General features: G+C 63.5%; 19 protein-coding genes. 6 read left to right on the top strand and 13 right to left on the bottom strand.

Annotated features, from left to right (window positions below; all coding sequences use genetic code 11):
• Positions 1 to 60 precede the first annotated feature (60 nt).
• Positions 61 to 2,229, bottom strand: coding sequence for a DUF1631 domain-containing protein (locus tag AB1N67_RS04105; RefSeq protein ID WP_043207990.1), 2,169 nt, complete (start codon positions 2,227 to 2,229; stop codon positions 61 to 63).
• 236 nt (positions 2,230 to 2,465) lie between these two features.
• Here AB1N67_RS04105 and nadC point away from each other — a divergent pair, with 236 nt between their 5' ends.
• On the top strand, positions 2,466 to 3,314 hold the full coding sequence (gene nadC / locus AB1N67_RS04100) for a carboxylating nicotinate-nucleotide diphosphorylase (protein ID WP_043207989.1): 849 nt from the start codon (positions 2,466 to 2,468) through the stop codon (positions 3,312 to 3,314).
• Positions 3,315 to 3,397: 83 nt separating this feature from the next.
• On the opposite strand, the gene trxB is transcribed toward nadC, so the two are convergent.
• Positions 3,398 to 4,360 carry a thioredoxin-disulfide reductase gene (trxB, locus tag AB1N67_RS04095; protein WP_367863550.1) on the bottom strand — a complete coding sequence of 321 codons (963 nt, stop codon included), beginning with the start codon at positions 4,358 to 4,360 and terminating at the stop codon, positions 3,398 to 3,400.
• A gap of 327 nt (positions 4,361 to 4,687) precedes the next feature.
• Here trxB and cysZ point away from each other — a divergent pair, with 327 nt between their 5' ends.
• Entirely contained in the window at positions 4,688 to 5,416 is a 729-nt protein-coding gene (gene cysZ / locus AB1N67_RS04090) for a sulfate transporter CysZ (RefSeq protein ID WP_043213846.1), read from the top strand.
• A 60-nt stretch (positions 5,417 to 5,476) separates the two neighbouring features.
• Here cysZ and AB1N67_RS04085 read toward each other — a convergent pair whose 3' ends face one another.
• On the bottom strand, positions 5,477 to 6,793 hold the full coding sequence (locus AB1N67_RS04085; protein ID WP_043213843.1) for a PAS domain-containing methyl-accepting chemotaxis protein: 1,317 nt from the start codon (positions 6,791 to 6,793) through the stop codon (positions 5,477 to 5,479).
• Positions 6,794 to 6,971: 178 nt separating this feature from the next.
• Here AB1N67_RS04085 and AB1N67_RS04080 point away from each other — a divergent pair, with 178 nt between their 5' ends.
• Positions 6,972 to 8,189, top strand: coding sequence for a glycosyltransferase family 4 protein (locus AB1N67_RS04080; protein ID WP_367863549.1), 1,218 nt, complete (start codon positions 6,972 to 6,974; stop codon positions 8,187 to 8,189).
• 177 nt (positions 8,190 to 8,366) lie between these two features.
• Here AB1N67_RS04080 and AB1N67_RS04075 read toward each other — a convergent pair whose 3' ends face one another.
• The gene (locus AB1N67_RS04075; protein ID WP_043213841.1) at positions 8,367 to 8,849 is read right to left on the bottom strand and encodes a glutathione peroxidase; all 483 of its coding nucleotides are present in this window, start codon (positions 8,847 to 8,849) and stop codon (positions 8,367 to 8,369) included.
• Between the two features lie 147 nt (positions 8,850 to 8,996).
• Positions 8,997 to 9,482, bottom strand: a complete 486-nt coding sequence (locus tag AB1N67_RS04070) for a peptidylprolyl isomerase (RefSeq protein WP_070576981.1) — start codon at positions 9,480 to 9,482, stop codon at positions 8,997 to 8,999.
• Here AB1N67_RS04070 and AB1N67_RS04065 point away from each other — a divergent pair.
• Positions 9,481 to 9,783, top strand: a complete 303-nt coding sequence (locus tag AB1N67_RS04065) for a DUF3565 domain-containing protein (RefSeq protein ID WP_043213835.1) — start codon at positions 9,481 to 9,483, stop codon at positions 9,781 to 9,783. The genes AB1N67_RS04070 and AB1N67_RS04065 overlap by 2 nt on opposite strands.
• 31 nt (positions 9,784 to 9,814) lie before the next feature.
• Positions 9,815 to 11,905, top strand: a complete 2,091-nt coding sequence (gene pta, locus AB1N67_RS04060) for a phosphate acetyltransferase (protein ID WP_043213833.1) — start codon at positions 9,815 to 9,817, stop codon at positions 11,903 to 11,905.
• A gap of 46 nt (positions 11,906 to 11,951) precedes the next feature.
• Here the strand turns inward: pta and AB1N67_RS04055 are convergent, their stop codons facing one another.
• The 8 genes from AB1N67_RS04055 to AB1N67_RS04020 form a co-directional block, all read right to left on the bottom strand.
• Positions 11,952 to 12,671, bottom strand: a complete 720-nt coding sequence (locus tag AB1N67_RS04055; protein WP_043213831.1) for an OmpA family protein — start codon at positions 12,669 to 12,671, stop codon at positions 11,952 to 11,954.
• A 95-nt stretch (positions 12,672 to 12,766) separates the two neighbouring features.
• Positions 12,767 to 13,411 carry an MBL fold metallo-hydrolase gene (locus AB1N67_RS04050; protein ID WP_043213829.1) on the bottom strand — a complete coding sequence of 215 codons (645 nt, stop codon included), beginning with the start codon at positions 13,409 to 13,411 and terminating at the stop codon, positions 12,767 to 12,769.
• Between the two features lie 205 nt (positions 13,412 to 13,616).
• Positions 13,617 to 14,309, bottom strand: coding sequence for a sensor histidine kinase KdpD (locus AB1N67_RS04045; RefSeq protein WP_043213827.1), 693 nt, complete (start codon positions 14,307 to 14,309; stop codon positions 13,617 to 13,619).
• A complete protein-coding gene (locus tag AB1N67_RS04040; protein WP_043213825.1) occupies positions 14,306 to 15,913 on the bottom strand; it encodes a tetratricopeptide repeat-containing response regulator in 1,608 nt (535 codons plus the stop codon). The genes AB1N67_RS04045 and AB1N67_RS04040 overlap by 4 nt, the downstream gene beginning before the upstream one ends.
• A gap of 149 nt (positions 15,914 to 16,062) precedes the next feature.
• Entirely contained in the window at positions 16,063 to 18,777 is a 2,715-nt protein-coding gene (locus tag AB1N67_RS04035; RefSeq protein ID WP_367863548.1) for a LuxR C-terminal-related transcriptional regulator, read from the bottom strand.
• Between the two features lie 232 nt (positions 18,778 to 19,009).
• The gene (locus AB1N67_RS04030) at positions 19,010 to 20,374 is read right to left on the bottom strand and encodes a DUF1329 domain-containing protein (protein WP_043213821.1); all 1,365 of its coding nucleotides are present in this window, start codon (positions 20,372 to 20,374) and stop codon (positions 19,010 to 19,012) included.
• A gap of 24 nt (positions 20,375 to 20,398) precedes the next feature.
• Positions 20,399 to 22,261, bottom strand: a complete 1,863-nt coding sequence (locus AB1N67_RS04025) for a DUF1302 domain-containing protein (protein ID WP_043213820.1) — start codon at positions 22,259 to 22,261, stop codon at positions 20,399 to 20,401.
• 311 nt (positions 22,262 to 22,572) lie between these two features.
• Entirely contained in the window at positions 22,573 to 24,255 is a 1,683-nt protein-coding gene (locus AB1N67_RS04020; protein WP_043213818.1) for a fatty acid--CoA ligase, read from the bottom strand.
• A gap of 226 nt (positions 24,256 to 24,481) precedes the next feature.
• On the opposite strand from AB1N67_RS04020, the gene AB1N67_RS04015 reads away from it, so the two are divergent.
• A complete protein-coding gene (locus tag AB1N67_RS04015) occupies positions 24,482 to 25,447 on the top strand; it encodes a 2-hydroxyacid dehydrogenase (RefSeq protein WP_090345226.1) in 966 nt (321 codons plus the stop codon).
• Positions 25,448 to 25,468: the final 21 nt, after the last annotated feature.

Genomic DNA, 25,468 nt, shown 5'->3' with positions numbered 1-25,468 from the left:
TCGCCAGGGAGGAGCCGCCAGTATGCCCCGCGTCCGGCAGGCTTGCATGTAAATGATTGTTCAGCGCGTCTGCTGGCTGCGCAATCGTTCCAGCACAGCGTCCAGCGCGCGCTCGAACAAAAGACCGTCGTCGAGCAGACGAACCTCACCACGCCGCAGGGCCTGGACCAGTCCGGCGCAGCTCCACTCCCGCACCTTCATGCCGGTACGATTGGCGAAGACATAGCGGTCGCTGCTGTCGATCACCGCCACCAACTTGCAGCGCAGGGGCTCATCGTCATCCATCACTTCTACCCAGGCACCGATGCGCAGCCGCCGCACCTGTCCCAGTTCAGGGCTTTGTCCATCCAGACGCAGCAACGGACCACAGGCCGATTCATCGGCCACCGCCAGAATGATCTGCTCGGCCACCAAGACCTCATCCAGGTCAGGCGCGCCGTCGGTGGATGAAACGTCACCGCCAGCAAAGGCGCGCAGGTGCAACTGCTCCAGTCGCAGGAAGAACTCCCGGGTCGCGGCGGCTTCGGTGACCACCCCGGCCAATCCGTCGCGCAGGTTCTTGAGCAGCACCGGCACCTGTTGCAACAAGCGCTCCCGCGCCTGTGGATCTCGGTGTGGGGCGATGCTGGCCAGCAGGGCATCGACTGTGTCCAGGCCATCGCGCCAGGCGCTGGAGTCTTCGCCCTCCTTGAGCCAGGCCAGCAGCAAGACCTGGCTCCAACCATGCACCAGCATGTGTACCACCGCGTGCGGCAGCACCCGACCTTGTAGGCGCAAGTTCAGTGCCTGCTGTACCCGTTGCCGGGCTTGCAGCGCCCGGGCGCGCCCCTCTTCGGCGTCACGGGTGCGCTGTTCGAGCAGTTCGTTGCGCCGCCGCTCTTCCTGGTTGAACGCGAGAAAATCCTCGAGCAGATCGGCGAACACGCGGGAATCGTCAGTGAAGTCGTTGAGCAGGCGTTGGATCACCCGCTCCACGCGCAGATGCAAGCTGTCGCGCACGCCCTCGCTGCCGCTTTCCCAGCCGATCGCGGCGGCGGCAATCTCGTTGAGCAGACGCCGGGCAGGATGACTGGCACGGCTGAACAGGCCTTTATCGAGCAAGGCGACCTTGAGCAGTGGAATGTGCAAGCGAGCGATCAACCCGCGCAGGGATACAGGCAAGTTGTTGTCGGCCTGGATGAAGTCGAACAGCAGGCCGACCAGATTGAGGGTGTCTTCGTCAGCCGTGTCGATCCGGCGGCGCGTGCCGCTGCGCACGCTCACCCGCAGCAGCAACTGCTCCAACTGCTGGCCAAGCGAGAAGTCATCCGCCTCGCAGGTGGCCGGTACATAGTGCTGAAGATGCGACAGCAGGCGCAGCAGGTCGGCGGTGCTGATCGGCTGGGCGCTGGCGACCTGCTGCACACGCGGCGCGATTCGGCCTCGGATCGGGGCCAGCAGTGCCTGTACGGAATCGAAGAACGCCTGGCCTGCGCCATCGAGATCCGGCGCTTCGTCGCGCGCCAGCTCGGCTGACAGGCGTTGGACGGATTGGCGACGATCGTCGGCACGACGGCGCGGTGTCGGCTTGAGTTCAGGCAGCACACCGGCGTCGGCCAGCAACTGGTTGGCTTGATCGTACAACTGATCGAGGTCGCGCAACACGTAGCGTTCGAACAGCTTGAGCAGGATCAGCTTGACCCTGCGGGTAACGCCTTGGCTGCGCGCGGCCTCCAGGAAATAACCGCACAAACGGTCCGGCCCCAGGGGGTTGTCCGGCGCCGCCGCGGCGTTGCCGAGCAGGGCTTGCAGGCGCAACGCCAGGTGTTCCAAAGCAAGACCATCGCGCGAAAGCACCCGGGCGACCATGGTTTCGAGGACGGCGGTGCGTGCCAACTGCGCCGAACCGAGCGGGTCCTCGCTAAGGGTGAATGCCGAGGCTTCGACCTGCCCTACCTGGGCAAAGCGGTCATAGAAAGTGTCGAGAAAGCCGCGCTCGATGCTCTTTCGCTTCAGACGCAGGTCGCGCATGGCTTCGAAGTACAGGTTCTGCTCGAAACGATCAGGAGCCTTGTCGGCCATTTCGAAGAGCGTGTCGTCAGCATTGTCGAACAATGCCTGCAGCCCTTGGCGCAGCTGCAATGCAGCCTGGTCGCGCACTTGCAGAAGCGGCACCGGGAGGCACGAGGGCGCATGAGCCCCGCGATCGATGGCGACCGCCAAAGGCACCACCTTGCCTTCTTTCTGCATCCCGGACTCCTTGTGGGTGTTTTCGTTGGCGCGATGCCAGTCAAAACCATGACGCCAAATACTGGGCGCATTATCGGTAAAAATTCCGATAGCTACTAGAGCGTTCTTCACACGCCAGCAACTGACACTCCATTCGCCGCAATGCTCAGCCGTCCCGACCAAAGGTCAGTCCCGTTGCCGCTGTACACGCCGCCCCCCTGCCCTATAATCGCCGCACCTAGCTTGTGGAGCCGACCATGCCGAACCTACGCCTCGCCGACCTGACCGCCGAAATCGAAGCCAACGTGCGCCGCGCGCTGCTCGAAGACATCGGCAGTGGCGACATCACCGCCCAGCTGATTCCGGCCGAGCGCCTGGCCAAGGCAACCATCATCACCCGTGAGGACTGCACCATCGCCGGTACCGCCTGGGTCGATGCGGTGTTCCGCCAGCTCGACCCGCGGGTCGCGGTGCATTGGCAGGTGTCCGATGGCGATCGGGCCACGCCCAACCAGGCGCTGTTCCACCTCGAAGGCCCGGCACGCTCGCTGCTCAGCGGCGAACGCACGGCGCTGAACTTCCTGCAGATGCTGTCGGGTGTGGCGACCCGGGCGCGCTTTCTCGCGGACTTGGTACAGGGCACCCAGGTGCGCCTGCTCGACACCCGCAAGACCCTCCCCGGCCTGCGTCTGGCGCAGAAGTACGCAGTCACCTGCGGCGGCTGTCACAACCACCGCATCGGCCTGTACGACGCGTTCCTGATCAAGGAAAACCATATCGCCGCCAGCGGCGGGGTGGCCGAGGCCGTCAACGCAGCGCACCGCATCGCGCCGGGCAAGCCTGTGGAAATCGAGGTCGAAAGCCTGGACGAGCTGCGCCAGGCCTTGGCGGCCGGCGCCGACATCATCATGCTCGATGAACTCACCCTCGATGAAATGCGCGAAGCCGTGCGCATCACCGCTGGCAAGGCCAAGCTCGAGGCCAGCGGCGGCGTGAACGAAAGCACGCTGCGGGTGATCGCCGAGACCGGCGTGGACTACATTTCCATCGGCGCCATGACCAAGGACGTGAAGGCGGTGGACCTGTCGATGCGCCTTAGCCTGTAAGGCTCTTTCAAGACACAAAAAAACCGGCCATCAGGCCGGTTTTTTTGTAGGGGGCCAAAGCCCCGGTGGACGCTGGCGAATCCTTAGAACGAAGCGTTCGCCAGGCCGTCCAGGTAACGCTCCACGTCCAGTGCAGCCATGCAGCCGGCACCGGCGGAGGTGATCGCCTGGCGGTAGACGTGGTCGGCCACGTCGCCAGCCGCGAACACGCCTTCGACGTTGGTGGCGGTAGCGTTGCCTTCACGGCCGCCGTTGACAACCAGGTAGCCGTCCTTGAGGGTCAGCTGGCCTTCGAACAGCGAGGTGTTCGGGGTGTGGCCAATGGCGATGAACACGCCGTCGACCTTGATTTCGTCGCTGCTACCGTCGTTGTTCTTCAGGCGCGCACCGGTCACCCCCATGTCGTCACCGAGCACTTCATCCAGGGTGGCGTTGAGCTTGAGCTCGATCTTGCCTTCGGCCACACGGGCGTGCAGCTTGTCGACCAGAATCTTCTCGGCGCGGAAGGTGTCGCGGCGGTGGACCAGCGTTACCTTGCTGGCGATGTTGGCCAGGTACAGGGCTTCTTCCACGGCGGTGTTGCCACCACCCACCACGGCAACCGGCTTGTTGCGGTAGAAGAAACCGTCGCAGGTTGCGCAGGCCGAAACGCCTTTGCCCATGAAAGTCTCTTCCGACGGCAGCCCCAGGTAGCGAGCGCTGGCACCGGTGGCGATGATCAGGGCGTCGCAGGTGTAGGTGCCGCTGTCGCCGCGCAGGGTGAACGGCTTGTTGGCCAGGTCCACGGCATTGATGTGGTCGAAGACGATCTCGGTCTCGAAGCGCTCGGCATGCTCCTGCATGCGCTGCATCAGGGCCGGGCCGGTCAGGCCGTGGGGGTCGCCCGGCCAGTTGTCGACTTCGGTGGTGGTGGTCAGCTGACCGCCGGCCTGCATGCCGGTGATCAGCAGCGGCTTCAAGTTGGCACGGGCGGCATAGACCGCTGCGCTGTAACCGGCCGGGCCGGAACCGAGGATGATGACGCGCGAATAACGTACTTCAGACATGTCGAACTCCTGTCGAGACGGCCGCTGGGCCGGCGTCGGGGCACCGGCAGTGCCGGCTGGAATGAAAAGGGACCTACGCAGCGCTTGGGGAAGCCTATGACGCGCAGATCCGAAACCAAAAAGTTGAGCGCACTGTAGCGAGGTCGCAGAGATTAAGGAAATATCCTTCGACAATCCACCTTATAGGCTGCCTCTATCTCCCGACCGAACCGATAGAAAATCTTCCCTCGCTTTTGTTACAGCCCGTTGCTCCCGCACCAGGCGGCTTTCGTCGAGGCCTCAAACTCGGTAAGGTCAGCGCGTTTTCCCCTGATCCGGAGCGTCTCGATGCAAGCCCCTGTCCTCTCTGGCCCACAGTACCTGCGCGAAGGGCTGAAACTGGTCATGAGCCCCAGCCTGCGCCTGTTCGTGCTGCTGCCGCTGACAGTCAACCTGTTGCTGTTCGGCGGGCTGATCTACTTCGCAGGGCATCAGTTCAGCCTGTGGGTCGATACCCTGATGCCCACCCTGCCGAGCTGGCTGAGCTTTCTGACCTACATTCTGTGGCCACTGTTCGTCGCCTTGGTGATCCTCATGGTGTTCTTCACCTTCACCCTGGTGGCCAACGTCATCGCCGCGCCCTTCAATGGGTTTCTGGCCGAAAAGGTCGAGGTGGTGGTCCGCGGGCAGGATAACTTCCCCGCATTCAGCTGGGGCGAGTTGATCGCCATGGTGCCACGCACCTTCGGCCGTGAAATGCGCAAGCTAGGCTACTTTCTGCCACGGGCCATCGGCCTGTTCATCCTGTCTTTGATCCCGGTGGTCAACGTGGTGGCCGCCCCGTTGTGGCTGATCTTCGGGGTCTGGATGATGGCCATCCAGTACATCGACTACCCGGCGGACAACAACAAGATGAGCTGGCAGGACATGCTCGCTTGGCTGCGCGAAAAGCGCTGGCAGTCACTGGGCTTTGGCGGCATCACCTACCTGGCGCTGATGATCCCGCTGGTGAACGTGGTGATGATGCCAGCCGCCGTGGCGGGCGCGACCTTGTTCTGGGTACGCGAGCGCAGCTGACCTTGCGAGGGGGCGTACTGCGCCCCCTTCGCGGCTAACCCCGCCCCACGGTGCGGGGCATCAATGATTCAGCTGGTTGGAAAACTGCCCTACCGCATCCACCACCTTCTTCGCCCCGTCCTGGATTTCGACGATCACGCTGCCGGTTTCGGCAGCCAGGGTCAGGCCTTGCTCGGCCTGGCGCTTGCTGGTGTCGATGATGTCCACCGCCGCCTGAGCCAATTGTTCGTTCTGCTGCACTACCTTGGCGATCTCGTCGGTGGCGGTGCTGGTGCGCGAGGCGAGCTGGCGCACTTCGTCGGCGACCACGGCGAACCCGCGTCCCTGCTCTCCCGCGCGCGCCGCTTCGATGGCGGCGTTGAGCGCGAGCAGGTTGGTCTGCCCGGCAATGTCACTGATGGTCTTGATGATCGAGCCGATCACCCGGGACTGGGTGTCCAGCGCCTGGATGCCCTGGGCGGCATCCTGCATGGAGCTTTCCAGACCGCGCATGACATCGACGGTCTGGGTGACCACCTCAGTGGCCTTGCGGGCACTGGCGTCGGTACCCAGCGAGGTGTTGTAGGCGATGTCTGCAGCCTGGGCGACGGCGATTTCCTGGTTGACTTGGTCGGTGATCACGGTGGCGAATTTGACCACTTTGTAGAGCACGTCATGGGCATCGATGATCGGGTTATAGGAAGCTTCCAGCCACACGGTCCGGCCATGGGCATCGACACGCTTGAAACGGTCGGCAACGAATTCGCCCCGGCGCAGCTTGTCCCAGAACGCCTGGTAAGCCGGCGAATTGGCCTCTTCCGGTTCGCAGAACATGCGGTGTGGTTTGCCACGCACTTGCTCCAGGGTGTAACCCATCGCGTTGAGGAAGCGGTCGTTGGCGGTGAGCACTTCGCCTTGCAGGTTGAACTCGATCAGGGCGGTGGAACGCATCAGGGCCTTGATCAGGCTCTCGTGCTCGCGGGAGGCCTCGATGGTGCGGGTCAAGTCGCTCGAATGCATGCTGAAATGCTTGATCCGCCCATCGCTGCTCTTGACCGGCTGCAGGATCGAGCGCAGCCAGGCTTCCTCGCCGTTGCCGCGTAGCAGGCGGAACGCGCCGTTGAGGTGTTCGCCACGGGTGATGGCGCCTTTCATGCGGTGATAGAAGTCCAGCTCCTTCACATGAGGCGGCACGATTTCTTCGATGTTGCGCCCAATCAACTGCCCGGCGCTGTACAGCATCTCCTTTTCGAAGTTGCTGTTGACCGACTCGATGCGCCCGTGGGGGTCGAGCTGAAGCACCAACATCTCGCTGTCCAGGCTGCTTTTGACTTGCTCGACGGACATCAGGTCCTCGCGCAGCTGTTGGATTTCTTTCTTGAGTTTGCTGTTGAACATGACCGCTCTCCCGGAGCGCACCTCGAGTGTCGAATACATCTGCATCGGCTGGTCCTGGGGGATTCTTGAGCACCCCAAAGGGGAAATTTCCAAGCATTTTTCTCTTCAAAAAATGGCGTCACCCGGCCGTCACAATGACGTCACAGAACCGCAACGCGGCGGGTGGAAACTTTTTGTCATGAATAGACCACCCCTACGTATCACCCTTGTCAGCGAGACGTTTCCACCCGAGATCAACGGCGTGGCCAATACCCTCGGACGCCTCATCGAAGGGCTGCGCCAACGTGGTCATCAGGTCGAGCTGGTGCGCCCAAGACAGGCCAGCGACACCTCGCAGCGTGAAGGGGATGATCTGCTGCTCTGCCGGGGCTGGCCACTGCCGGGTTACCCAGGCCTGCAATGGGGCGAGATCACCAAGCGCACACTGCTGCGCCGCTGGCGCAAGCACCGCCCGGACGTGCTCTACATCGCCACCGAAGGGCCGCTGGGCCTCAGCGCACTGCGTGCGGCGCGGCAGTTGGGGGTTGCCGTGGTCAGCGGCTTTCATACCAATTTCCAACAATATTCGCGGCAGTACGGCCTGGGCCTGCTGACGCGCCTGCTCACTCATTACCTGCGCTGGTTTCACCGGCGCACCGCCATCACCCTGGTGCCGAGCGCGAGCCAGCGCCTGGAGCTGGAGCGCCGTGGTTTCGAGCGCCTGGCGCTCATGGCCCGCGGCGTCGACGCCTGCCTGTTCAATCCGGCCCGGCGCAGCCAGGCGTTGCGCGAGCGCTGGGGCCTGGGCGCGGACGACATTGCCGTGCTGCACGTGGGGCGGCTGGCCGCAGAGAAGAACCTAGGGCTGCTTGCACCGTGCATGGAGGCCTTGCGCAAGGCTTATCCACAGCGCCGCATGCGCCTAGTCATCGTCGGCGACGGCCCCCAGCGCGATACGCTCGAACAGCAGTTGCCCGATGCCGTGTTCTGTGGCGCCCAACGGGGCGAGGTATTGGCCGAGCACTATGCCAGCGGTGACTTGTTCCTGTTTCCGAGTCTGACCGAAACCTTCGGCAACGTTGTTCTCGAGGCCCTCGCCTCGGGCCTGGCGGTGGTTGCCTATGACGAAGCAGCGGCCGCCCAGCACATCCGCCACGGGCACAGCGGCGCGTTGGCAATGCCGGGCGACCAGGCGGCGTTCATCGACGCGGCCTGCTGGCTGATGGAAGAGCAGGAAACCTTGCGCACGGTACGTCTGAATGCCCGCCAGCACGCCAGTCGCCAGGGCTGGCCGGCGATCGTCGAGCAGTTCGAAGGGTACCTGGCTAGTGCTTGTCGCCAGGCAGGAATGATGAACACTCAGGCTGTAAAGACAGATCTGGCGATCAAGCGAGGCTCGACCACACCGCGCAGCTGATCGCTCGTCGGACTCAAAACGGTGGTCCATTCGCGAGTAAACCCGCTCTCACAGGCCTGCGCCGGCCTTCAGGCTGGCAGAGCCCCTGGGGGAGCGGGTTTACCCGCGAATGGACTGCGCAGTAGGGCCGCCGTTGTTTGGCGACTCGCAGGACTGAAGCCCCGAATCAAATAGGACTCAGGCCAGCGCCTTCTCGATCGCCTGGACCACCGTCGGGTCATCCGGTGTGGTACGCGGTGCGAAACGAGCCAGGACCCGGCCATCCTTGCCGACCAGGAATTTTTCGAAGTTCCAGGTGATATCCCCGGGGAATTCAGCCCCCTCACCCGCCAGCAGGCGGTACAGCGAATGACGCTGCGGCCCGTTGACTTCGAGCTTGGCCCCCAACGGGAAGCTCACGCCGTAGTTGAGGCTGCAGAACGCCTGGATTTCCTCCTCGCTGCCCGGCTCTTGCCCGGCGAACTGGTTGCAAGGCAAACCGAGGACGTTGAAGCCTTTGTCCTTGTAATCCTGGTACAGGTTCTCCAGGGCTTTGTATTGCGGTGTCAAACCACACTTGGAGGCGACATTGACCACCAACACCACCTGGCCCTTGAACGGTGCAAGGGGCAGATCCTCGCCGTTCAGCGCCTTCAACGTCAGGTCGTGAAATGCACTCATGATGACTCCCCTCTCAGGTTCCCGGTTGTCGCAGGGGCGAAAGGCGCCCACTAAAAAGGCGCGCGGCCAAACCGTCCACACCTTCCCCAAGGAAGGCAAGTCGGCTTGCCCGAGCGCCTGGCGACTCTCTGAGCTTAGCGCAGAAAATCAGTGGTGATGGCCACCTTCACCGTGGATGTGGCGGTGAGCGATTTCTTCGTCGCTGGCGTCACGCACATTGACCACCTTGACCTTGAAGTTCAGGCGCTGGCCGGCCAGCGGGTGGTTGCCGTCGACAGTGATGTCGTCGCCGTCGATGTCGCGGATGGTGACGATCTGCATCTGGCCGTCCGGTGCCGAAGCGTGGAACTGCATGCCCACTTCCAGTTGATCGACGCCTTCGAACAGGCTGCGGTTGAGGGTGCTGACCAGTTCGGCCAGGTACTCGCCGTAGGCCTCTTCAGGCTCGACGCTGACGTTCAGTTCGTCGCCGGCCTGCTTGCCTTCCAGGGCTTTTTCCAGGCCTGGAATGATGTTGGAGGCACCGTGCAGGTACACCAGCGGAGCACCGCCGGCGGAACTGTCGATGACCTCCCCGGCGTCGTTGGTCAGGGTATAGTCGATGGAGACAGCCTTGTTGGCGGCAATCAGCATGGGGCAAGACCTTTTGCAAAAGAATGTAGAGCGAATAAGTGTAACCAAGGCATCGCCCGATTGCGAACGCCCCTCGGACATTGAGCGCCCCGTCAGTCGGGTGACTGGGTTTCACCAGGACGAAGACGGCCACTGGGTGGTTGAGCTTTCCTGCGGCCATACCCAGCACCTGCGCCACCAACCGCCCTGGCAGGCCAGGCCCTGGGTGCTCGATGCCCAAGAGCGCGAACGGCGCATCGGCCAGGTATTTGCCTGCGGCTGGTGCGCCCAGGGTACCGATAGCGATACCCTTGGCCGTTGATCCCTTGCACCGCTTATTTCGAGAAGCACGCATGCAGACATTTTTCATCGCGCCGACAGATTTTGGTGTCGGCCTGACATCCATCAGCCTCGGCCTGGTCCGCACCCTCGAGCGCGGCGGCCTGAAGGTCGGCTTCTTCAAGCCGATCGCCCAGCACCACCCTGGCGACACAGGCCCGGAGCGCTCCAGCGAACTGGTCGCCCGCACCCACGGCATCCGCCCGCCCACACCCCTGAGCCTGGCCCAGGTCGAGCGCATGCTCGGCGATGGCCAGTTGGACGAGTTGCTCGAGGAAATCATCCGCCTGTACCAGCAGGCGTGCATCGGCAACGACGTGGTGGTGGTCGAGGGCATGGTGCCCACCCGCCATGCCAGCTACGCGGCCCGGGTCAACCTGCACCTGGCCAAGAGCCTGGACGCCGAGGTGATCCTGGTGTCGGCACCGGAAAACGAAGTACTCAGCGAGCTGTCCGGCCGTGTCGAACTGCAGGCCCAGCTGTTCGGTGGTCCGCGCGATCCGAAGGTGCTCGGCGTGGTCCTGAACAAGGTTCGCACCGAAGAGAGCATGGCCGACTTCGCCACCCGCCTGCGCGAACACTCGCCCCTGCTGCGCGGCGATGACTTCCGCCTGCTCGGCTGCATCCCCTACCAGGCCGAGCTCAATGCCCCACGGACCCGCGATGTGGCCGAGCTGCTAGGCGCCCAAGTGCTCAATGCCGGCGACTACGAGCAGCGGCGCATGAACACCATCATCATCTGCGCCCGCACCGTGGCCAACACCGTGCCGCTGCTCAAGCCGGGCACGTTGGTGGTGACGCCGGGTGACCGCGACGACATCATCCTCGCGGTGAGCCTGGCGGCGATCAATGGGGTCCCGCTGGCGGGCCTGCTGCTGACCAGCGACAGCAAGCCGGACCCTCGCATCCTGGAACTGTGCCGCGGCGCCCTGCAGGCCGGCCTGCCGATCCTGTCGGTGAGCACCGGTTCCTACGACACCGCCAATCGCCTCAACTCACTCAACCGCGAAATCCCAGTCGATGATCGCGAACGCGCCGAGTTCATCACCGACTTCGTCGCCAGCCACCTGGATGCCGCCTGGCTGCATCAGCGTTGTGGCACACCACGCGAGTTGCGCCTGTCACCGGCGGTGTTCCGCTACCAGTTGATCCAGCGCGCCCAGCAGGCCAACAAGCGCATCGTCCTGCCCGAAGGCGCCGAGCCGCTGCTGGTGCAGGCCGCCGCCATCTGCCAGGCGCGGGGCATCGCCCGTTGCGTGCTGCTGGCCAAGCCCGAGGACGTCCAGGCGGTCGCCCGCGCCCAGGGCATCACCCTGCCACCGGATCTCGAGGTGCTCGATCCGGAGTTGATCCGCGGCCGCTACGTCCAGCCCATGGTCGAGCTGCGCAAGAGCCGGAATCTCAACGCTCCCATGGCCGAACAGCAACTGGAAGATCCAGTGGTGATCGGCACCATGATGCTGGCGCTCGACGAGGTCGACGGGTTGGTGTCAGGGCTGGTCCATTCGACTGCCAATACCATCCGCCCTGCCCTGCAATTGATCAAGACCGCACCCGGCAGCAGCCTGGTGTCGTCGGTGTTCTTCATGCTCTTCCCCGAGCAGGTGCTGGTCTACGGCGACTGCGTGATGAACCCGCACCCCAGCGCTGCGGAACTGGCCGAGATTGCCAGGCAGAGTGCCGAATCGGCCCAGGCCTTCGGCATTGCCCCACGCGTGGCGATGCTCAGCTACTCCAGCGATTCGGCCGCCAGCGACGAGGAAGTGGAGAAGGTACGTGAGGCCACCCGCCTGGCGCAGCAGGCCGAGCACGATCTGGTGATCGACGGCCCGTTGCAGTACGACGCCGCCGCCAACCCCGAAATCGCTCGTCAGCTGGCTCCGGCAAGCCCTGTGGCCGGGCGGGCGACAGTATTCGTCTTCCCGGACCTGAACACCGGCAACACCACGCACAAGGCCGTGCAACGCAGCGCCGACTGCGTCAGCCTCGGCCCGATGCTGCAAGGGTTGCGCAAGCCGGTGAACGACCTGCCACGCGGGGCTCAGGTAGACGATATCGTCCACACCATCGCCTTGACCGCAATTCAGGCCAGTACCGTGCGCTGAAATGAACAGGGGCCGCTATGCGGCCCCTGTCATGTGGGTCTGACGCTTACGGGTACTGCTGGACTGTGCCCTGCTGATCGTACTGCTGACCCGGAATCGGCTTGAGGTTGACCTCTACACGACGGTTCTGCGCACGGCCATTGGCGTCGGCGTTGCTGGCGATCGGCTGGTCCGGGCCCATGCCGCGCACGCTGACGCGGGACGGGTCGACGCCCTGGGAAGTCAGATAGCTGCTGACGGCCTGGGCGCGACGCTGGGACAGGTCCATGTTGTGCTGGCGGCTGCCGGTGCTGTCGGTGAAGCCGACCACCTCGATGGTGTTCTGGTTGAACTGCTTGAACGAGTTGGCCAGGTTGTTCAGCGGCGAGTAGAAGCTTGGGGAGATGTTCGCCGAATCGGTGGCGAAGGTGATGTTGCCCGGCATGATCAGCTTGATCTGGTCGCCTTGGCGCTGCACTTCGACACCGGTATTGGCCATCTTGGCGCGCAGCTCGGCTTCCTGTTTGTCGGCATAGTAACCATAGCCAGCAGCGGCGGCGCCCACTGCGGCGGCGCCGATCAGCGCGCCCTTGCCACGGTTGTTGTGATCGATGGCAGCGCCGGCGATGGCACCGGCCAGCGCGCCCAGGCCACCATACTTGGCGGTCTTGCTCATCCCGGTGGAGCCCTGCGCCTGGCCCTGGCTGTCATAGGGGTTCTGGCCGGCACAGCCGGTCATCAGGGCAGCAGCGGTAGCGACGATAATCAGACGACGCATGGTGAACATGGACAAGCTCCTACAGAAATTCGAAAGTGCAAAAGGTCGTGGATGGCCCTATGCCAGCCTTGGACCGAAGCGAGGCGGAATAATTCCGTGAAACCTCACGCCCGCACGAAAGGATTTTCGCGCATTTCGTCGCCAAGACGAGTATCCGGGCCATGGCCGGTCACCACCACCGCTTCCTCGTCCAGGCGATAGAGCCGCTCCTTGATGGAACGGACGATCGCCCGCTGATCCCCACCCCACAAATCGGTGCGACCGATTCCCCGGCGGAACAACGTATCACCTGCGATCAGCAGCTTGGCATCGGCGAACCAGAAGCTCATCGAGCCCGGTGTGTGTCCCGGCGTATGCAAAGCCACACCGCAGCCACAGGCCAGTTCCTCGTCGTCTCCCAACCAGCGGTCCGGTGGCGGCACCGGCGTGTAGGGCACGCCGAACATCTGGCATTGCATCTGAAGGTTGTCCCACAAAGGCTGGTCGTCCTTGTGCAGATGCAAGGTCGCGCCAGTCAGTTCCTTGAGTTTGCCCGAGGCGAGGAAGTGATCGAAGTGGGCATGGGTGTGGATGATGCTCACCAAAGTCAGGCCATGGGCCTGCAGGCGGGCGAGAATCTTTTCCGGATCGCCCCCCGGGTCGACCACGATTGCCTTCTTGCTGATCGGATCGCCGATCAGAGTGCAGTTGCACTGCAGCGGGCCGACGGGGAAGGTTTCCCGAATGAGGCTGGGAGATTGGGGATTCATGTGCGTTTGGTCCTGCTTGCGTTCAGGCAGAAACCATACAAGAAAAACCCCAGGCTCCCCATACCAATAACAGAGAACTGAAGAGCAACTGTCTCGCTTCGTGGCGCCTTCTTCGCGGGTAAACCCGCTATCTGGCCCGCGTTGCCCCTTGCGGGGGTGGGTTTACCCGCGAACGAGGCTTATACAAAACGTGTTCGACACAGCATCAAGGCAAATACAACCGGAACAAACCGCCCCCCAGCACCCCGCCGTTGCTGATCTCGATCCGCCCGCGCACGCCATTGCGCTCGTGCAGGGCGGCGATGCGGGCGGCGAAATACAGACCAAGGCCTGTGCTGCCGGTGCTCGAGTCGATGCCTTGGACGTAGTCCTGCTGGCGTTCGAGCATGCGCTGTGGATAACCGGGGCCATCGTCGTTGACGCTGATCACCAGTTGCTCTCCCACGTCTTCGATGCTGATCTGCAAGGCGTGACCGGCATGGCGAATGGCGTTGGTGAGGACGTTGCCCACCACCGAAGCGACCAGCTCGCGGTCAAAGAAACCCAGCGGGCTTTCGGTCTCCAGGCGCCAGGTGGCGAGAATGTCGCGATGCTCCAGCACCTCCTGCTGGGCGGCGAGCTGGGCTTCGATGAAGTCGTCCAGTTCGTGGTAGTCCGGGCAGATCGGCAACTGGTTGATATCCAGCTTGTACAGGCCCAGCAACTGCACCAGCATGCCGTTGAGGTGGCGAAACTCGTGCTCCATCACGCCTTGCTCGCTGCCGCCGTGCAGCACTTCGGGCAGCCGCGCCAGCCATTGGTCGTGGGCCTGGATCAGCGCCGACAGCGAGTTTTTCATGTCATGCACGGTAGACGCGATCACCGTGGAGAAATCCAGCCCCTGCTCGTCTCGATTCATGCGCCGAATACCCGGATATGCAGTTTGCGGTAGCGATCGTAGCGGTTGTCACTGGCCGGAATGCCGGCGACGCTCTGCAGGCAGTTGCGGCACTCCTGCATCAGTGCAGGCGCCGGGTTTTCGCCACCGATACGCAGCAGCGCCTGGGCGGTATTCAGTGCAATGCTGATGTTCTTGGGCTGCAACGCCAGCGCCCGGCGGAACATCTCCAGCGCCTCGTTGAGCTGGCCGCCCTGGTAGCTGCGCACGCCTTGGCGGTTGAGGTCCACCGCCTCGGTGACAGCACCGAGCACGCTAGGGTCGTCGGTGAGCTTGGCCACGCTCTGCATGACCTTGGGGTCGTCGCCGTAGGTTTCCACACAGCCCTTGAGGATGCTGGTGCCGGCCGAAGCCTGGCCGAGTTGCTGCAACTGCTTGGCCACGGTCAGGGCCGCTTCGACCGAGAAGAACTGGTCCATCTTCTCCAGGCGCTGCATGGCCTGCTCGGTGAGTTTGCCCGCCGTTTCCTCGTCACCGGCCTGTTGCAGACTGGCGGCTTTCATCAGTCGGGCACGCACCTGCAGGCCCTGGTCCTCGACGTTTTCCTTGGCCACTTCGCTGAGCACCGTGTTGATCTCGACGCGAGTGCGGGCATCCAGGCCATTGCCGGCGTTCTTGCTCATCAGCGCCTGGACCAGGCCCAAGTTACTCTCCGGGCTTTTATAACGAGAACTCTGGCCTTGGTTGACGGCGTGACGATAGGCCTTGGAAGCGCTCTCGAAGTCTTCGTTGTCCAGCGCCAGCTTACCCAGCGCCGCCTGCCGGCGTACCGCCAGGGGCGACAGGCGCACGGCTTCTTCGAGCATGTGCTGGGCCCGCTTGGTCTCGCCCTGGGCGACCAGCACTTCAGCCATGCCATCGTACAACCCCGGCATGATCGGGAACGCCTTGAGCGCCTGCTCATAGACACCCTGGGCCTGGGCATGCTGACCACGCTTGTGCAGCAGGCTGCCAAGGGACGCATAGACCCACGGCTGGGGGCGACTGGCAAGGATGCTGGTGAGGAATTTTTCCAGCTCTTCGAAGCGGTTCAGGTCGCGCAGCGCATCAGCGCGATAGCGCAGGCACAGCGGGGCGAAGCGTGGGTCCTTCTTGCACAGCTCGGCGCAGGCCGCCAGCACTTCGGCAGGGCGTGCACGGTCTAGGGCCTGGAGAATCGGCTTGAGCAGGGTCTTGCGCTGAACGAGTTTTTCCAAGCGCTGGGCCAGACCCACCCGGTTGAACGGTTTGGTCAGATAGGCATCGGGCTCATGTTCGAGTGCGCTCAGGACGATGGACTGGCTGCTCTCGGCGGTGACCATGATGAACACGCATTCATGGCTGATCAGCTTGTCCAGCAGCAGGTCTTCGAGCACCTGCTGACCGTTTTTCTTGCCGTCGCCCAGGTGGAAATCCTGGAGGACGAAGTCGTAGCGCTTCTGCGCGCACATGCGCAAGGCTTGCTCGCCGCTGTCGGCGGTATCCACATCGCGCACCCCCAGCTCACGGAGCATGGAGCGGGTCGAGGTGCGAAAGTCGGTGAAGTCGTCGACGATCAGGAAGCTTTTTTGCCCGTACTGCAGCATCAACACGACCCTGTATTGGCAAGAGTTGGAGAATGGTCCGTGGCGATGCGTACCGCCGAACAGGCTATCGGCAGCGAGTCAGGAAAGATGAGCCCGCGATGGCCGCCCAGAAATAATGGCCATGAGCCATTATCCGACCCGATCCACGATCAGGCAAGCAGCCCCAGGCTCTTGGCCTTGGCCACGGCCTGTGTGCGACGCTCAACGCCAAGCTTGGCGTTGATGTGACTGGCGTGGGTCTTGACGGTATGCAGGGAGATGAACAGCCGCTCGCTGATCTGTTGGTTCGAGCAGCCTTGGGCGATCAACTCGAGCACCGCCAACTCGCGTCCGCTGAGCGCCTCGATGTTTTCCGCGACCGCTGCGGGGCGCGGCAGGCGGGCGAGCAATTCGGCCTGGACTTGACAGGCCGGGCGTGTGGCCAGTTGCTCACGCAGCCAGTGGGGCTGCTGCTCGAGCAGTCGCTGGAACGGTTGCAACACGCCGCCCCGGGCGGCCTCGAGGGCTTGAGGCAACAAGGCCGCCGCCTCCTGCTCCTGCCCCTCGGCCAGTAACAGCGACATCCATTGGCACATGGCGTTGACGACCAGCATCATGCCGCCACTGGCCTGACCACGCTCCACCAGTGCACGCAGACGCTCCGCCGCCTCCTGAGGCCGCGCCAGCACGGGCTCGAGCAGCGACTGCTGCAACTCGATGTGCAGCGCCAGCAACGGATGGAATTCCGGCGCCGCCGCCGGTCGTTCGCCGCCGTAGGTCTGGCCCAGGCGCAACAGCCAGGAGCCGGCCAGGTCGGTACGCCCCTGGGCCAGCCACAGCTCGCATTTCACCAAAGTGATCATGGCCAGGTAGAAGATCGGCGGCACATCCCAGATGTGCATCAACCGCTCGGCCTCGGCCAGTTCGGCGAAGGCCTCGGCGAACCGGCCCTCCCGACCGTCGAGCGAGGCGATCACACAATGGCCGATCAGCACGCTGATATCGCGGCAAGCCCGCGCCTCGCTGAGCCCGGCACGAAGCCGCGCGCGGCCTTGGGCGGGCTGCAGGCGCGAGACCAGCAGATACCCCTCATACAAGGTCAGCCGGGCGCGTACGGCATACAGGCGTTGCGCCGACAACCCTTGCAGACGCTGCAGGCCTTGATGCACTTCATCCAGGGCACGCAGCACCTCACCGCGGGCGTGCAGCACGCGAGCCCGATCGTAATGGGCCAGGGCCTCGAACAACGGATTGCCGACGCGCTGCGCCAACTCCAAGGCTTCTCGGTTCCAGCCTCGGGCCCGCCAGAAATCGCCATCGGCGATCGCCAGGTTGGATAGCGTCGATAGGCACACCAGACGCTGGCCATAGCGTTTGTAAGGCAGGCTGCGCAGTGCCTCGCCACAGTAGGCCAGGGTGCGCTGACGGTCCCCACGCCCCCGGGCGATCACCCCGCTCAATGCCAGCCACTGGGCGAGCATGGATTTCTGCGCAGTGGCCGAAGGGGCCGGCAGGAAACGGCTCAAGTGCGCCGCCAGCTCTTCGGCCGCATCAAGCTGGCACGCCAGGCCCAAGGCCCAGCTATACAGCACGATCAGACGCGGGGTGCTGATCAGCAGGCTATCGGGCAGGTCCATCTTCCAGCGCAGCAGCATGCCGACGTTCTGCTCGGCCAGCAGTTGCTCTTCAGACAGGCTCTGCACCAGGTCGGCGGCTACGTCCAGATGCCCCGCGCGCAAGGCCTGTTCCACGGCCTCGTCGAGCAAGCCTTGGGCCTGGAACCAGCGGCACGCCCGCAGGTGCAAGGCGCCTAACGGCTGGCTGGAGTGACGGCTGCGCAACAGATCGGAGAACAGATGGTGATAACGGAACCAGCGGCCATGTTCGTCCAACGGCACCAGAAACACCTGGTGGGCCTGCAGGTATTTCAGGATGCCGGCGCTGTCCTCGCGTTCGCGCAATGCATCGCACAGCTCAGCGCAGAAGCGCTCCTGGCAGGCGGTGTCATAGAGAAACGCCTGCACATGGGCCGGCAGGATCTCGATGACCTCTTCGAGCAAGTAGTCGCGAATCAGCCCTTCGCCGCCGTGCAAGGCCTGGGGCAAGGCGTTGTCCTCGCCGGACTCGCTGGCCGCCAGTTGCCAGAAACGCAGCCCGGCAACCCAACCGTCGCTGCGCTGGATCAAGTTGTCCAGCGCCTGCCCGCGCAGCCCTGTGGGTTGGCGGCCGATCACTGCCAAGGCTTCGTCGGGCGTCAGGCGCAGGTCCTGCTCATTGAGCTCGACCAATTGGCGCGACAGCCGCAACCGCGCCAGGTGCCAGTCAGGTCGCTGGCGGCTGGTGACCAGCAAGACCAGGCCGGTGGGCAAATGGTTGAGGAAGAACTGCAGACAACGGTCCAGCACGGGCCCCTGGGCCAGGTGATAGTCGTCCAGCACCAACAGCAACGGAGAGTCCGCCTGCAGGTAGAGCGCGAGCTCGTCGAGCAGGCCATCGAGCCACTGTTCGAAGGCGAACGGTTGGTGGCGCTGACGCATTTTCAGCAGCCCCATGGCCTGGCCCCCCAGGGCCGGACAGAACTGCTGGAGGCCTTCGAGCAGGCGTTCAAGGAAGCGGCCGGGGTCAGCATCGCGCTGGCTGAGGCCAAGCCACAGGCTGCGCCACTGAACAGGTAAGGCCTGACAGAACTCGATAGCCAGGGAGCTTTTGCCGAAGCCCGCCGGTGCGTTGACCAGCAACAGACGCCCGTCGAGGCCCAACTGCAGGCGCTGGCACAGCCGCGACCTGGGCACATGGCCATCAGGCAGGGGCGGCCGGAAGAAACGCCCGTCCAACAGGCCGAAGGCCTGACTGGCAAATCCATGCATACGGGACAGGTCTGTCATGGCCGGCTCGTTCTGGGTGGAGGACTACGGCGGGTATGGATTGTTGCGAGACTAGCCGGTAACGCCGCTCATTTGAAGATGATGGCTGCGGTTGGCAAGAAAAAGACTACAACAAAAAGAAACAAGGCCGATGGCGGGAATGAGCAGGCATTGGACGTGCGAATGGCAGGCAGGGTGTGTAAACCTCTGGGGCTGCTTTGGCAGCCCCAGTGGCTTCAGGCGAAATCAGACCTCAACGCACGCCGTCCTGGCGCAGCGCCGCCGGTTGGAAGTCGCTCTTGCTGGCACTGAAACCGAAGTCGTAGGCGCGTTTTTCCTCGTTCTTCATGCCCAGCGCCAGGTAACGGCCCGATTGCAGGTCGTAGATGGTCTCCAGGGTGTACCACGGCACTTGCACGTTGTAGTAGTCCTGGGCATGAGCCTCCGATACACGCCACAGCTGGCCACGGCCGTCGTACTGGTCGATCACCGCGGCCTGCCAGGTGTCCTCGTCGATGTAGAAGTCACGCTTGGCGTAGATGTGCCGCTGGCCAGGCTTCAAGGTCGCGACCACATGCCACACACGGCGCAGCTCGTAGCGGGCCAGGTCCTGGTTGATGTGCCCCGGCTTGAGGATGTCGGCGTACTTGAGGGTGGGCGAGTCGAGCTTGTAGCTGTTGGAGGCGATGTACAGCTCCTTCTTGCCTTCGAGCTTCCAGTCGTAGCGGTCCGGTGCACCGTTGTACATGTCCAGGTTGTCGGAGGTGCGCAGCCCGTCCGCGGCGGTGCCCGGCCCATCGTAGGACACCTGTGGAGCCTGGCGCACACGACGCTGGCCAGCGTTGTAGATCCAGGCCTTGCGCGGCTCCTTGACCTGGTCGAGGGTCTCGTGAACCAGCAGCACGGTGCCCGCCAGACGCGCCGGGGCGGTGACCTTCTGCTTGAAGTAGAACAGGATGTTGCCTGGGTTGTTCGGGTCGTAGTCCTTCATGCGGTCACGGAAGACGAACTGGTCCTGGAAGTACACCAGGCTGTAGGAGCCGTTCTGCTGGGGCGTAGCCTGGGTGACCAGGCGGGTCACGCTACCGCCACGGTAGCGAGTGATGTGGTTCCAGATCACCTCCAGACCGCTTTTGGGGATCGGGAACGGAATGGCGGTGCGGAAGTTGTTCAGGCCGTTGCCGCCTTCGACCAGCGTGGTTTTGGTGGCGTTTTCCTTGATGGCGGCGAACACTTCATCGGGCACGGTCGCGCCGCGGTGGGTCTTGTACACCGGGATCTTGTACGTGTCCGGGTAGCGCTTGAACATCGCCACCTGGCCTGGTGACAGCTTGTCCTTGTACTGGTCGACGTTTTGCGCGGTGATGGTGTAGAGCGGCTTGTCGCTGGCATAGGGGTCGGACAAAAAGCCCTTGGCGTCAGCGCTGCCTGCAGTCTTGGACAGCGGTTCCCACGGGCCGATGGAGCCATCGGCATTGCCGGCCTTCTCTGCCCCCATTGGGGTCAGGCTGGCGCCCAGCTTGGCAGCCTCGTCGGCGGACACCGCGGCCATTACGCTGGTGGCCAGCAGGGACAGCCCCAGTACACCGGCTTTGAGCAGACTTCTGGTCTTGTTCATTGTTGTCGTCCTGGATCAGTGTGCTTAGAAGTTCACGCCAAAGCTCAGCGCCACGAAGTCGCGATCGTCCACGGTGCTGTACTTGCCATCGAAGAAGTTGGTGTACGAAAGGCTCGCCGTGTAGGTGTTCTGGTATTCGGCGTCCAGGCCCAGACTGATGGCCTTGCGGCCTTCCTCGAAGTTGGCGCCAGGGCCTGGCGAATAACCCGAGACGTCATGGGACCAGGCCACGTTCGGCCGCAGGTTCACCCCGGCGAAGACATCGTTGTAGTCCCAGATGGCGCGGGCGCGGTAACCCCAGGAGGTCGTGGTGGTAAAGCCATCGTTCTCGCAGTTGCGGCTGATGTTGGCGGTGGAGCTGTTCAGGCCAGAGCCCCCGATGGTGCTGCCGTTGAGCGCTTCGCAGGTACCGTTGGGCAGATTGCCTGGGCCAAAGACCGGGTCGCGACCGTACCGCGCTTTGCTCGAGCTCTCGAGCCCGCCTACGTGGGTGACGCCCACTTCACCCACCACGGTGAGGCGGCTGGCACCCATGACCTGATCGAAGAAGTGGGTCAAGGTGGTCTGGAACTGGGTGATTTCCTTTCGAGTGTACCCGTGCAGGTCCTCGCCCGGCACGCCGGTGAGCACCGAGGCATCGGCGTAAGGGCCGCCCAGCGGACGCACGGCCGAGAAGAGGATGTCGGTGGTGTTCAACTGCACCGGAGCGTTGGGGCGGTAGCTCAGCTCGCCACTCCAAGCAGTGCCGGTGGGCAGCGTGGTGGAGAAGCTCAGGCCATACAGTCGGATATCCTCAGGGTATTCGACGAAGTATTTCGAGTTACCCGCGACGATGATCGGCGCCAGTCGACCGAAGTTGCCCGCTGCGGCATAGACCGACGCAGGTGCGCCAGTTGCGCTGAAGATCGGCGCACGGCTGTGGTAGTTCATGAAATACGCGCCGAACTCGGTATCCAGCGGCTCGAACATGTAGCGCATGGCCACGCCGAACTGGCCACTGTCGCGTGCATCGCGGTCCGGCCCACGGGCGACCTTCACGCCCTCCTGGTTGATATCCACCCCTTGGCTGGCCAGAAGGCCCAGCACCGGAGCCGGCAGGGAGCGGCTGCTGTTGAGCACGCGCAGGTTGTCGCTACAGCCATCGGCGATGATGTCGGCCTGGGAGAAGAAGGTGCCGCAGTTGTCGACGACCGTCTGGTCCCATTCGATCTGATAGAAGGCCTCGGCCGACAGGTTGTCGGTCAGGCTTTGGGAGATATAGAACATGTTGACCGGGATCAGGCCTTCCTTGATCTCGGCGCCAGGGCGGCGGAAGGCAGATACGTCGATCGGGTTGATCGCGTTGATGCCGCCACCGATGAAGGTGCTCTCACCCCAGCTGACCACCTGCTTGCCCAGGCGTACGGAGCCTGGCAGATCGCCGATGGAGTAGTTGTGGTAGACGAAGGCGTCGAGCAGCTCGGCGCCCGAGGACTTGGCGCCTTCCTTGCGATTGGAGTCGCTGATGTCCTTGAACTGGCGGTGCTCGTCCTTGAGTTCGAAGTCATACCAATACTTGCCCCGGACGAACACGCCGGTGTCGCCGTACTTCAATTCCAGGTCATGGATGCCCTTGAAAATCTTCGAAAAGGTCTCGCCCTTCTTGAAGTTCAGGTGGCCATCATCGGAGGTCTGGGACAAGCCCTTTCCACCGTTGTTGACCCCGATCAGGTTCTGGTTCGGATTGGCCGTTGACCAGCTGGCCCCGATGGAGAGCGACGAATCGAACTGGCCTTCGATTTCCCCGATGTTGAAGCTGACACCGAATGCGGGACTTGCGAGCGTGGAAGCGAGGCTGACGGCCAAGGGCAGCTTCGCCCGGCGCCAGAACAGGTTTGCAGATGTCATCGACGCTACTCCATGTACTTTATTGTTATGGCAGTGAGTCCTTTCAGAAACGGCCCGTGCGACCGGTGTGCAGGCTTGCGCCCGCGGCGCTGCGACTTGCGCGCAGTGCCTTGCCCCATTCCTGAAAATCACCTGGCCCCGACTATAGCCAGCAGGTCCGGGTGCTTGATCCCTCTAAAGTGTGATTTGTGTTTCCTGGGCCGACGATGGCTTTCAGGACGCGCGCAAGCATGGCGCAATTTCAGCGTTTTACAAGCGCCAGCCGCTCTGGCCTGCGGGTCGCGCGCAGACGAGCGCGACCCGCAGGGAGGTTACAAGGTCGACAGAAACGCGCTGTTACTGGCCTGCCACTGGACGATGTCCTGGCGGATACGCTTCTTGTCGAGCTTGCCGACACTGGTCTTGGGAACTTCAGTAACAATCGCGATCTGGCTAGGGATCGCCCACTTGTTGATGTGCCCCTGCTCGACGAACGGCTTGAGGTGATCCTTGAGCGCCCGGGCATCGATGGCCTGCCCTTCGCGGACCACCAGCAAGGCGAATGGCCGCTCGCCCCATTGCGGGTCGGCCACACCGACCACCGCCACTTCGCGCACCGCCGGGTGGCGACTGATCAGGTCCTCGAGGTCGAGGGAGGAGATCCACTCGCCACCGGTCTTGATCACGTCCTTGATGCGGTCACGGATGTCGATGTAGCCCATGCCGTCGAGGGTGGCGACATCGCCGGTATGCAGCCAGCCGCCCGCCCACAGCTCCTCGCTCTTTTCGGATTCCTTGAAGTACCCCTGGGTCAGCCAGGGTGCGCGCAAGACCAGTTCGCCCTGGGTCTCGCCATCGGCTGGGAGGAAGTTGCCGTTACCATCGACGATCGCCGCCTCCACCAACGGTACCGGCACACCCGCCTTGATGCGGTAGGAAATACGCTCGTCCTCGCTGCCGGCCTGCAATTCGTCGTTGAGGTGGGCGCAGGAAATCAGCGGGCAGGTTTCCGACATTCCGTAGGCTGCGGTCAGCTGGATGCCCCGCGCCAGGGCCGCCTCATAGAGCGCCCTGTTGAGCGCGCTGCCGCCGATGATGATCTTCCAGCCGCCAAAATCCTCGCCTTGGGCAGACGGGCAATTGAGCAGCATTTGCAGGATGGTCGGCACGCAATGGGAGAAGGTGACCTTTTCCTCGCGCCACAGCTTCACCAGCATTTCCGGCTCGTAGCGCCCCGGATAGACCTGCTTCATGCCGAGCATGGTGGCCGCATAGGGAATGCCCCAGGCATGCACGTGGAACATCGGGGTGATAGGCATGTACACATCGTTGCTGCCCAGCAGGCGCACGCTGTCGATACTACCGGTGACCGACGCCTCGGCCAGGGTGTGCAGCACCAACTGGCGATGCGTGAAATACACCCCCTTGGGGTTGCCGGTGGTGCCAGTGGTGTAGAAGGTGGTGGCCACCGAGTTTTCGTCGAAATCGGGAAAGTCATAGTGTGGACTGGCCGCGGCGAGCAGTTGCTCGTACTCGCCGACCAGACTGGGCAGATCGGCCTGTTTGTCTGGCCCATCGGTCAGCAGGATGGTTTTGTCCACCGTGGTCAACTGGCCGGCGATGGCTTGGTAAAGACCGGCGAAGTCGCTGTTGACCAGCACCACGCGATCCTCGGCGTGGTTCATGGTGTAGAGAATCTGCTCCGGCGACAGGCGCACGTTGATCGTGTGCACCACCGCGCCAATCATCGGGATGGCGAACATGCACTCCAGGTATCGATGGCTGTCCCAATCCATCACCGCCACGGTATCACCGGCCTTGACCCCAGCCTCGGTCAACACGTTGGCCAGACGCGCGATGCGCTCGACCAGTTGCGGATAGGTCAGGCGCAACTGGTCGCGGTAGACGATCTCTCGGGTCTTTTCGTAGCGGCTGCCCGACATCAGCAGACGCTTGATCAACAGCGGGAAGGTATAGGCGCCCTCGGCGGGCTTGATGATACGCGTCTGCAACATAGGGATCCCTTATCTGCAATGCTGGCCGGAGAAGTCTGATGTCTACTCTAGAACGGTGACACTTTGGTCAAATCAGCCGAAGGAATGATTCGAAGGGATAAAGGTATGAGTGGCCTCGCCCCACACGCTTGACACTTTGCCAACCCGCCTTCAGCTTGATCGGCTGCGCTGTCGCGCAACGGCTGACCTGATCTGTCACCGCCCGAACCCCAGCCCGGAGCCCCTCATGCCTAGCCCGCGTCGCGCCGTCTTCCTCGATCACCAGTCCCTTGACCTGGGCGACCTCGATCTCGCGCCCTTGCAACGCCCCTTCGACAGCCTGCAGCTGTTCGCCTCTACCCAGCCGGAACAGGTCGCCGAGCGCCTGCAAGGTGCCACAGCGGTGATCAGCAACAAAGTAATGATCGACGCCGCGGCCATGGCGGCCAATCCACAGCTCAAGCTGATTCTGGTTGCCGCCACCGGCACCAACAATGTCGACTTGGCCGCCGCCCGTGCCCAGGGCATCACCGTGTGCAACTGCCAGGGTTATGGCACCCCATCGGTCGCCCAGCACACTCTGGCCTTGTTGCTGGCCTTGGCCACGCGCCTGTGCGACTACCACCAGGCGGTCAGCGAGGGCCGCTGGGCCACGGCCAGCCAGTTTTGCCTGCTGGACTTCCCGATCGTCGAACTGGAAGGCAAGACCCTCGGCCTGCTAGGTCACGGCGAGCTCGGCGGCGCGGTGGCGCGGCTGGCCGAGGCGTTCGGCATGCGCGTGCTCAGCGGGCAGATCCCCGGTCGCCCAGCCCGCGCTGAACGTTTGCCACTGGACGAACTGCTGCCTCAGGTCGATGCGCTGACCCTGCACTGCCCGCTCAACGAGCACACCCGCCACATGATCGGCGCGCGCGAACTGGCGCAGCTCAAACCCGGCGCCCTGGTGGTCAATACCGCTCGAGGCGGCCTCATCGATGAACAGGCGCTGGCCGACGCCCTGCGCAGCGGCCACCTCGGCGGCGCAGCCACTGACGTGCTGAGCGTCGAACCCCCGGTCGATGGCAACCCCTTGCTGGCCCCGGACATCCCGCGTCTGATCGTCACCCCGCACAGCGCCTGGGGCGCGGTGGAGTCGCGCCAGCGCATCGTCGGCCAGTTGAGCGAGAACGCCCAGGCCTTCTTCGCCGGCCAGCCACGGCGAGTGGTCAGCTGAATCGGCAAGGGGCTCTGGTAC

It is taken from the genome of Pseudomonas guariconensis, from assembly GCF_040822035.1.
Classification (GTDB): domain Bacteria; phylum Pseudomonadota; class Gammaproteobacteria; order Pseudomonadales; family Pseudomonadaceae; genus Aquipseudomonas; species Aquipseudomonas guariconensis.
The sequence above is the reverse complement of the archived record's forward strand: the minus strand, read 5'-3'. Positions and strand labels throughout refer to the sequence as shown.

Bases quoted from the DNA above. Each gene is read 5' to 3' on its own strand.
- AB1N67_RS04105 (WP_043207990.1), bottom strand. From the start codon at position 2,229: ATGCAGAAAGAAGGCAAGGTGGTGCCTTTGGCGGTCGCCATCGATCGC.
- nadC (WP_043207989.1), top strand. From the start codon at position 2,466: ATGCCGAACCTACGCCTCGCCGACCTGACCGCCGAAATCGAAGCCAAC.
- trxB (WP_367863550.1), bottom strand. From the start codon at position 4,360: ATGTCTGAAGTACGTTATTCGCGCGTCATCATCCTCGGTTCCGGCCCG.
- cysZ (WP_043213846.1), top strand. From the start codon at position 4,688: ATGCAAGCCCCTGTCCTCTCTGGCCCACAGTACCTGCGCGAAGGGCTG.
- AB1N67_RS04085 (WP_043213843.1), bottom strand. From the start codon at position 6,793: ATGTTCAACAGCAAACTCAAGAAAGAAATCCAACAGCTGCGCGAGGAC.
- AB1N67_RS04080 (WP_367863549.1), top strand. From the start codon at position 6,972: ATGAATAGACCACCCCTACGTATCACCCTTGTCAGCGAGACGTTTCCA.
- AB1N67_RS04075 (WP_043213841.1), bottom strand. From the start codon at position 8,849: ATGAGTGCATTTCACGACCTGACGTTGAAGGCGCTGAACGGCGAGGAT.
- AB1N67_RS04065 (WP_043213835.1), top strand. From the start codon at position 9,481: ATGGGGCAAGACCTTTTGCAAAAGAATGTAGAGCGAATAAGTGTAACC.
- AB1N67_RS04070 (WP_070576981.1), bottom strand. From the start codon at position 9,482: ATGCTGATTGCCGCCAACAAGGCTGTCTCCATCGACTATACCCTGACC.
- pta (WP_043213833.1), top strand. From the start codon at position 9,815: ATGCAGACATTTTTCATCGCGCCGACAGATTTTGGTGTCGGCCTGACA.
- AB1N67_RS04055 (WP_043213831.1), bottom strand. From the start codon at position 12,671: ATGTTCACCATGCGTCGTCTGATTATCGTCGCTACCGCTGCTGCCCTG.
- AB1N67_RS04050 (WP_043213829.1), bottom strand. From the start codon at position 13,411: ATGAATCCCCAATCTCCCAGCCTCATTCGGGAAACCTTCCCCGTCGGC.
- AB1N67_RS04045 (WP_043213827.1), bottom strand. From the start codon at position 14,309: ATGAATCGAGACGAGCAGGGGCTGGATTTCTCCACGGTGATCGCGTCT.
- AB1N67_RS04040 (WP_043213825.1), bottom strand. From the start codon at position 15,913: ATGCTGCAGTACGGGCAAAAAAGCTTCCTGATCGTCGACGACTTCACC.
- AB1N67_RS04035 (WP_367863548.1), bottom strand. From the start codon at position 18,777: ATGACAGACCTGTCCCGTATGCATGGATTTGCCAGTCAGGCCTTCGGC.
- AB1N67_RS04030 (WP_043213821.1), bottom strand. From the start codon at position 20,374: ATGAACAAGACCAGAAGTCTGCTCAAAGCCGGTGTACTGGGGCTGTCC.
- AB1N67_RS04025 (WP_043213820.1), bottom strand. From the start codon at position 22,261: ATGACATCTGCAAACCTGTTCTGGCGCCGGGCGAAGCTGCCCTTGGCC.
- AB1N67_RS04020 (WP_043213818.1), bottom strand. From the start codon at position 24,255: ATGTTGCAGACGCGTATCATCAAGCCCGCCGAGGGCGCCTATACCTTC.
- AB1N67_RS04015 (WP_090345226.1), top strand. From the start codon at position 24,482: ATGCCTAGCCCGCGTCGCGCCGTCTTCCTCGATCACCAGTCCCTTGAC.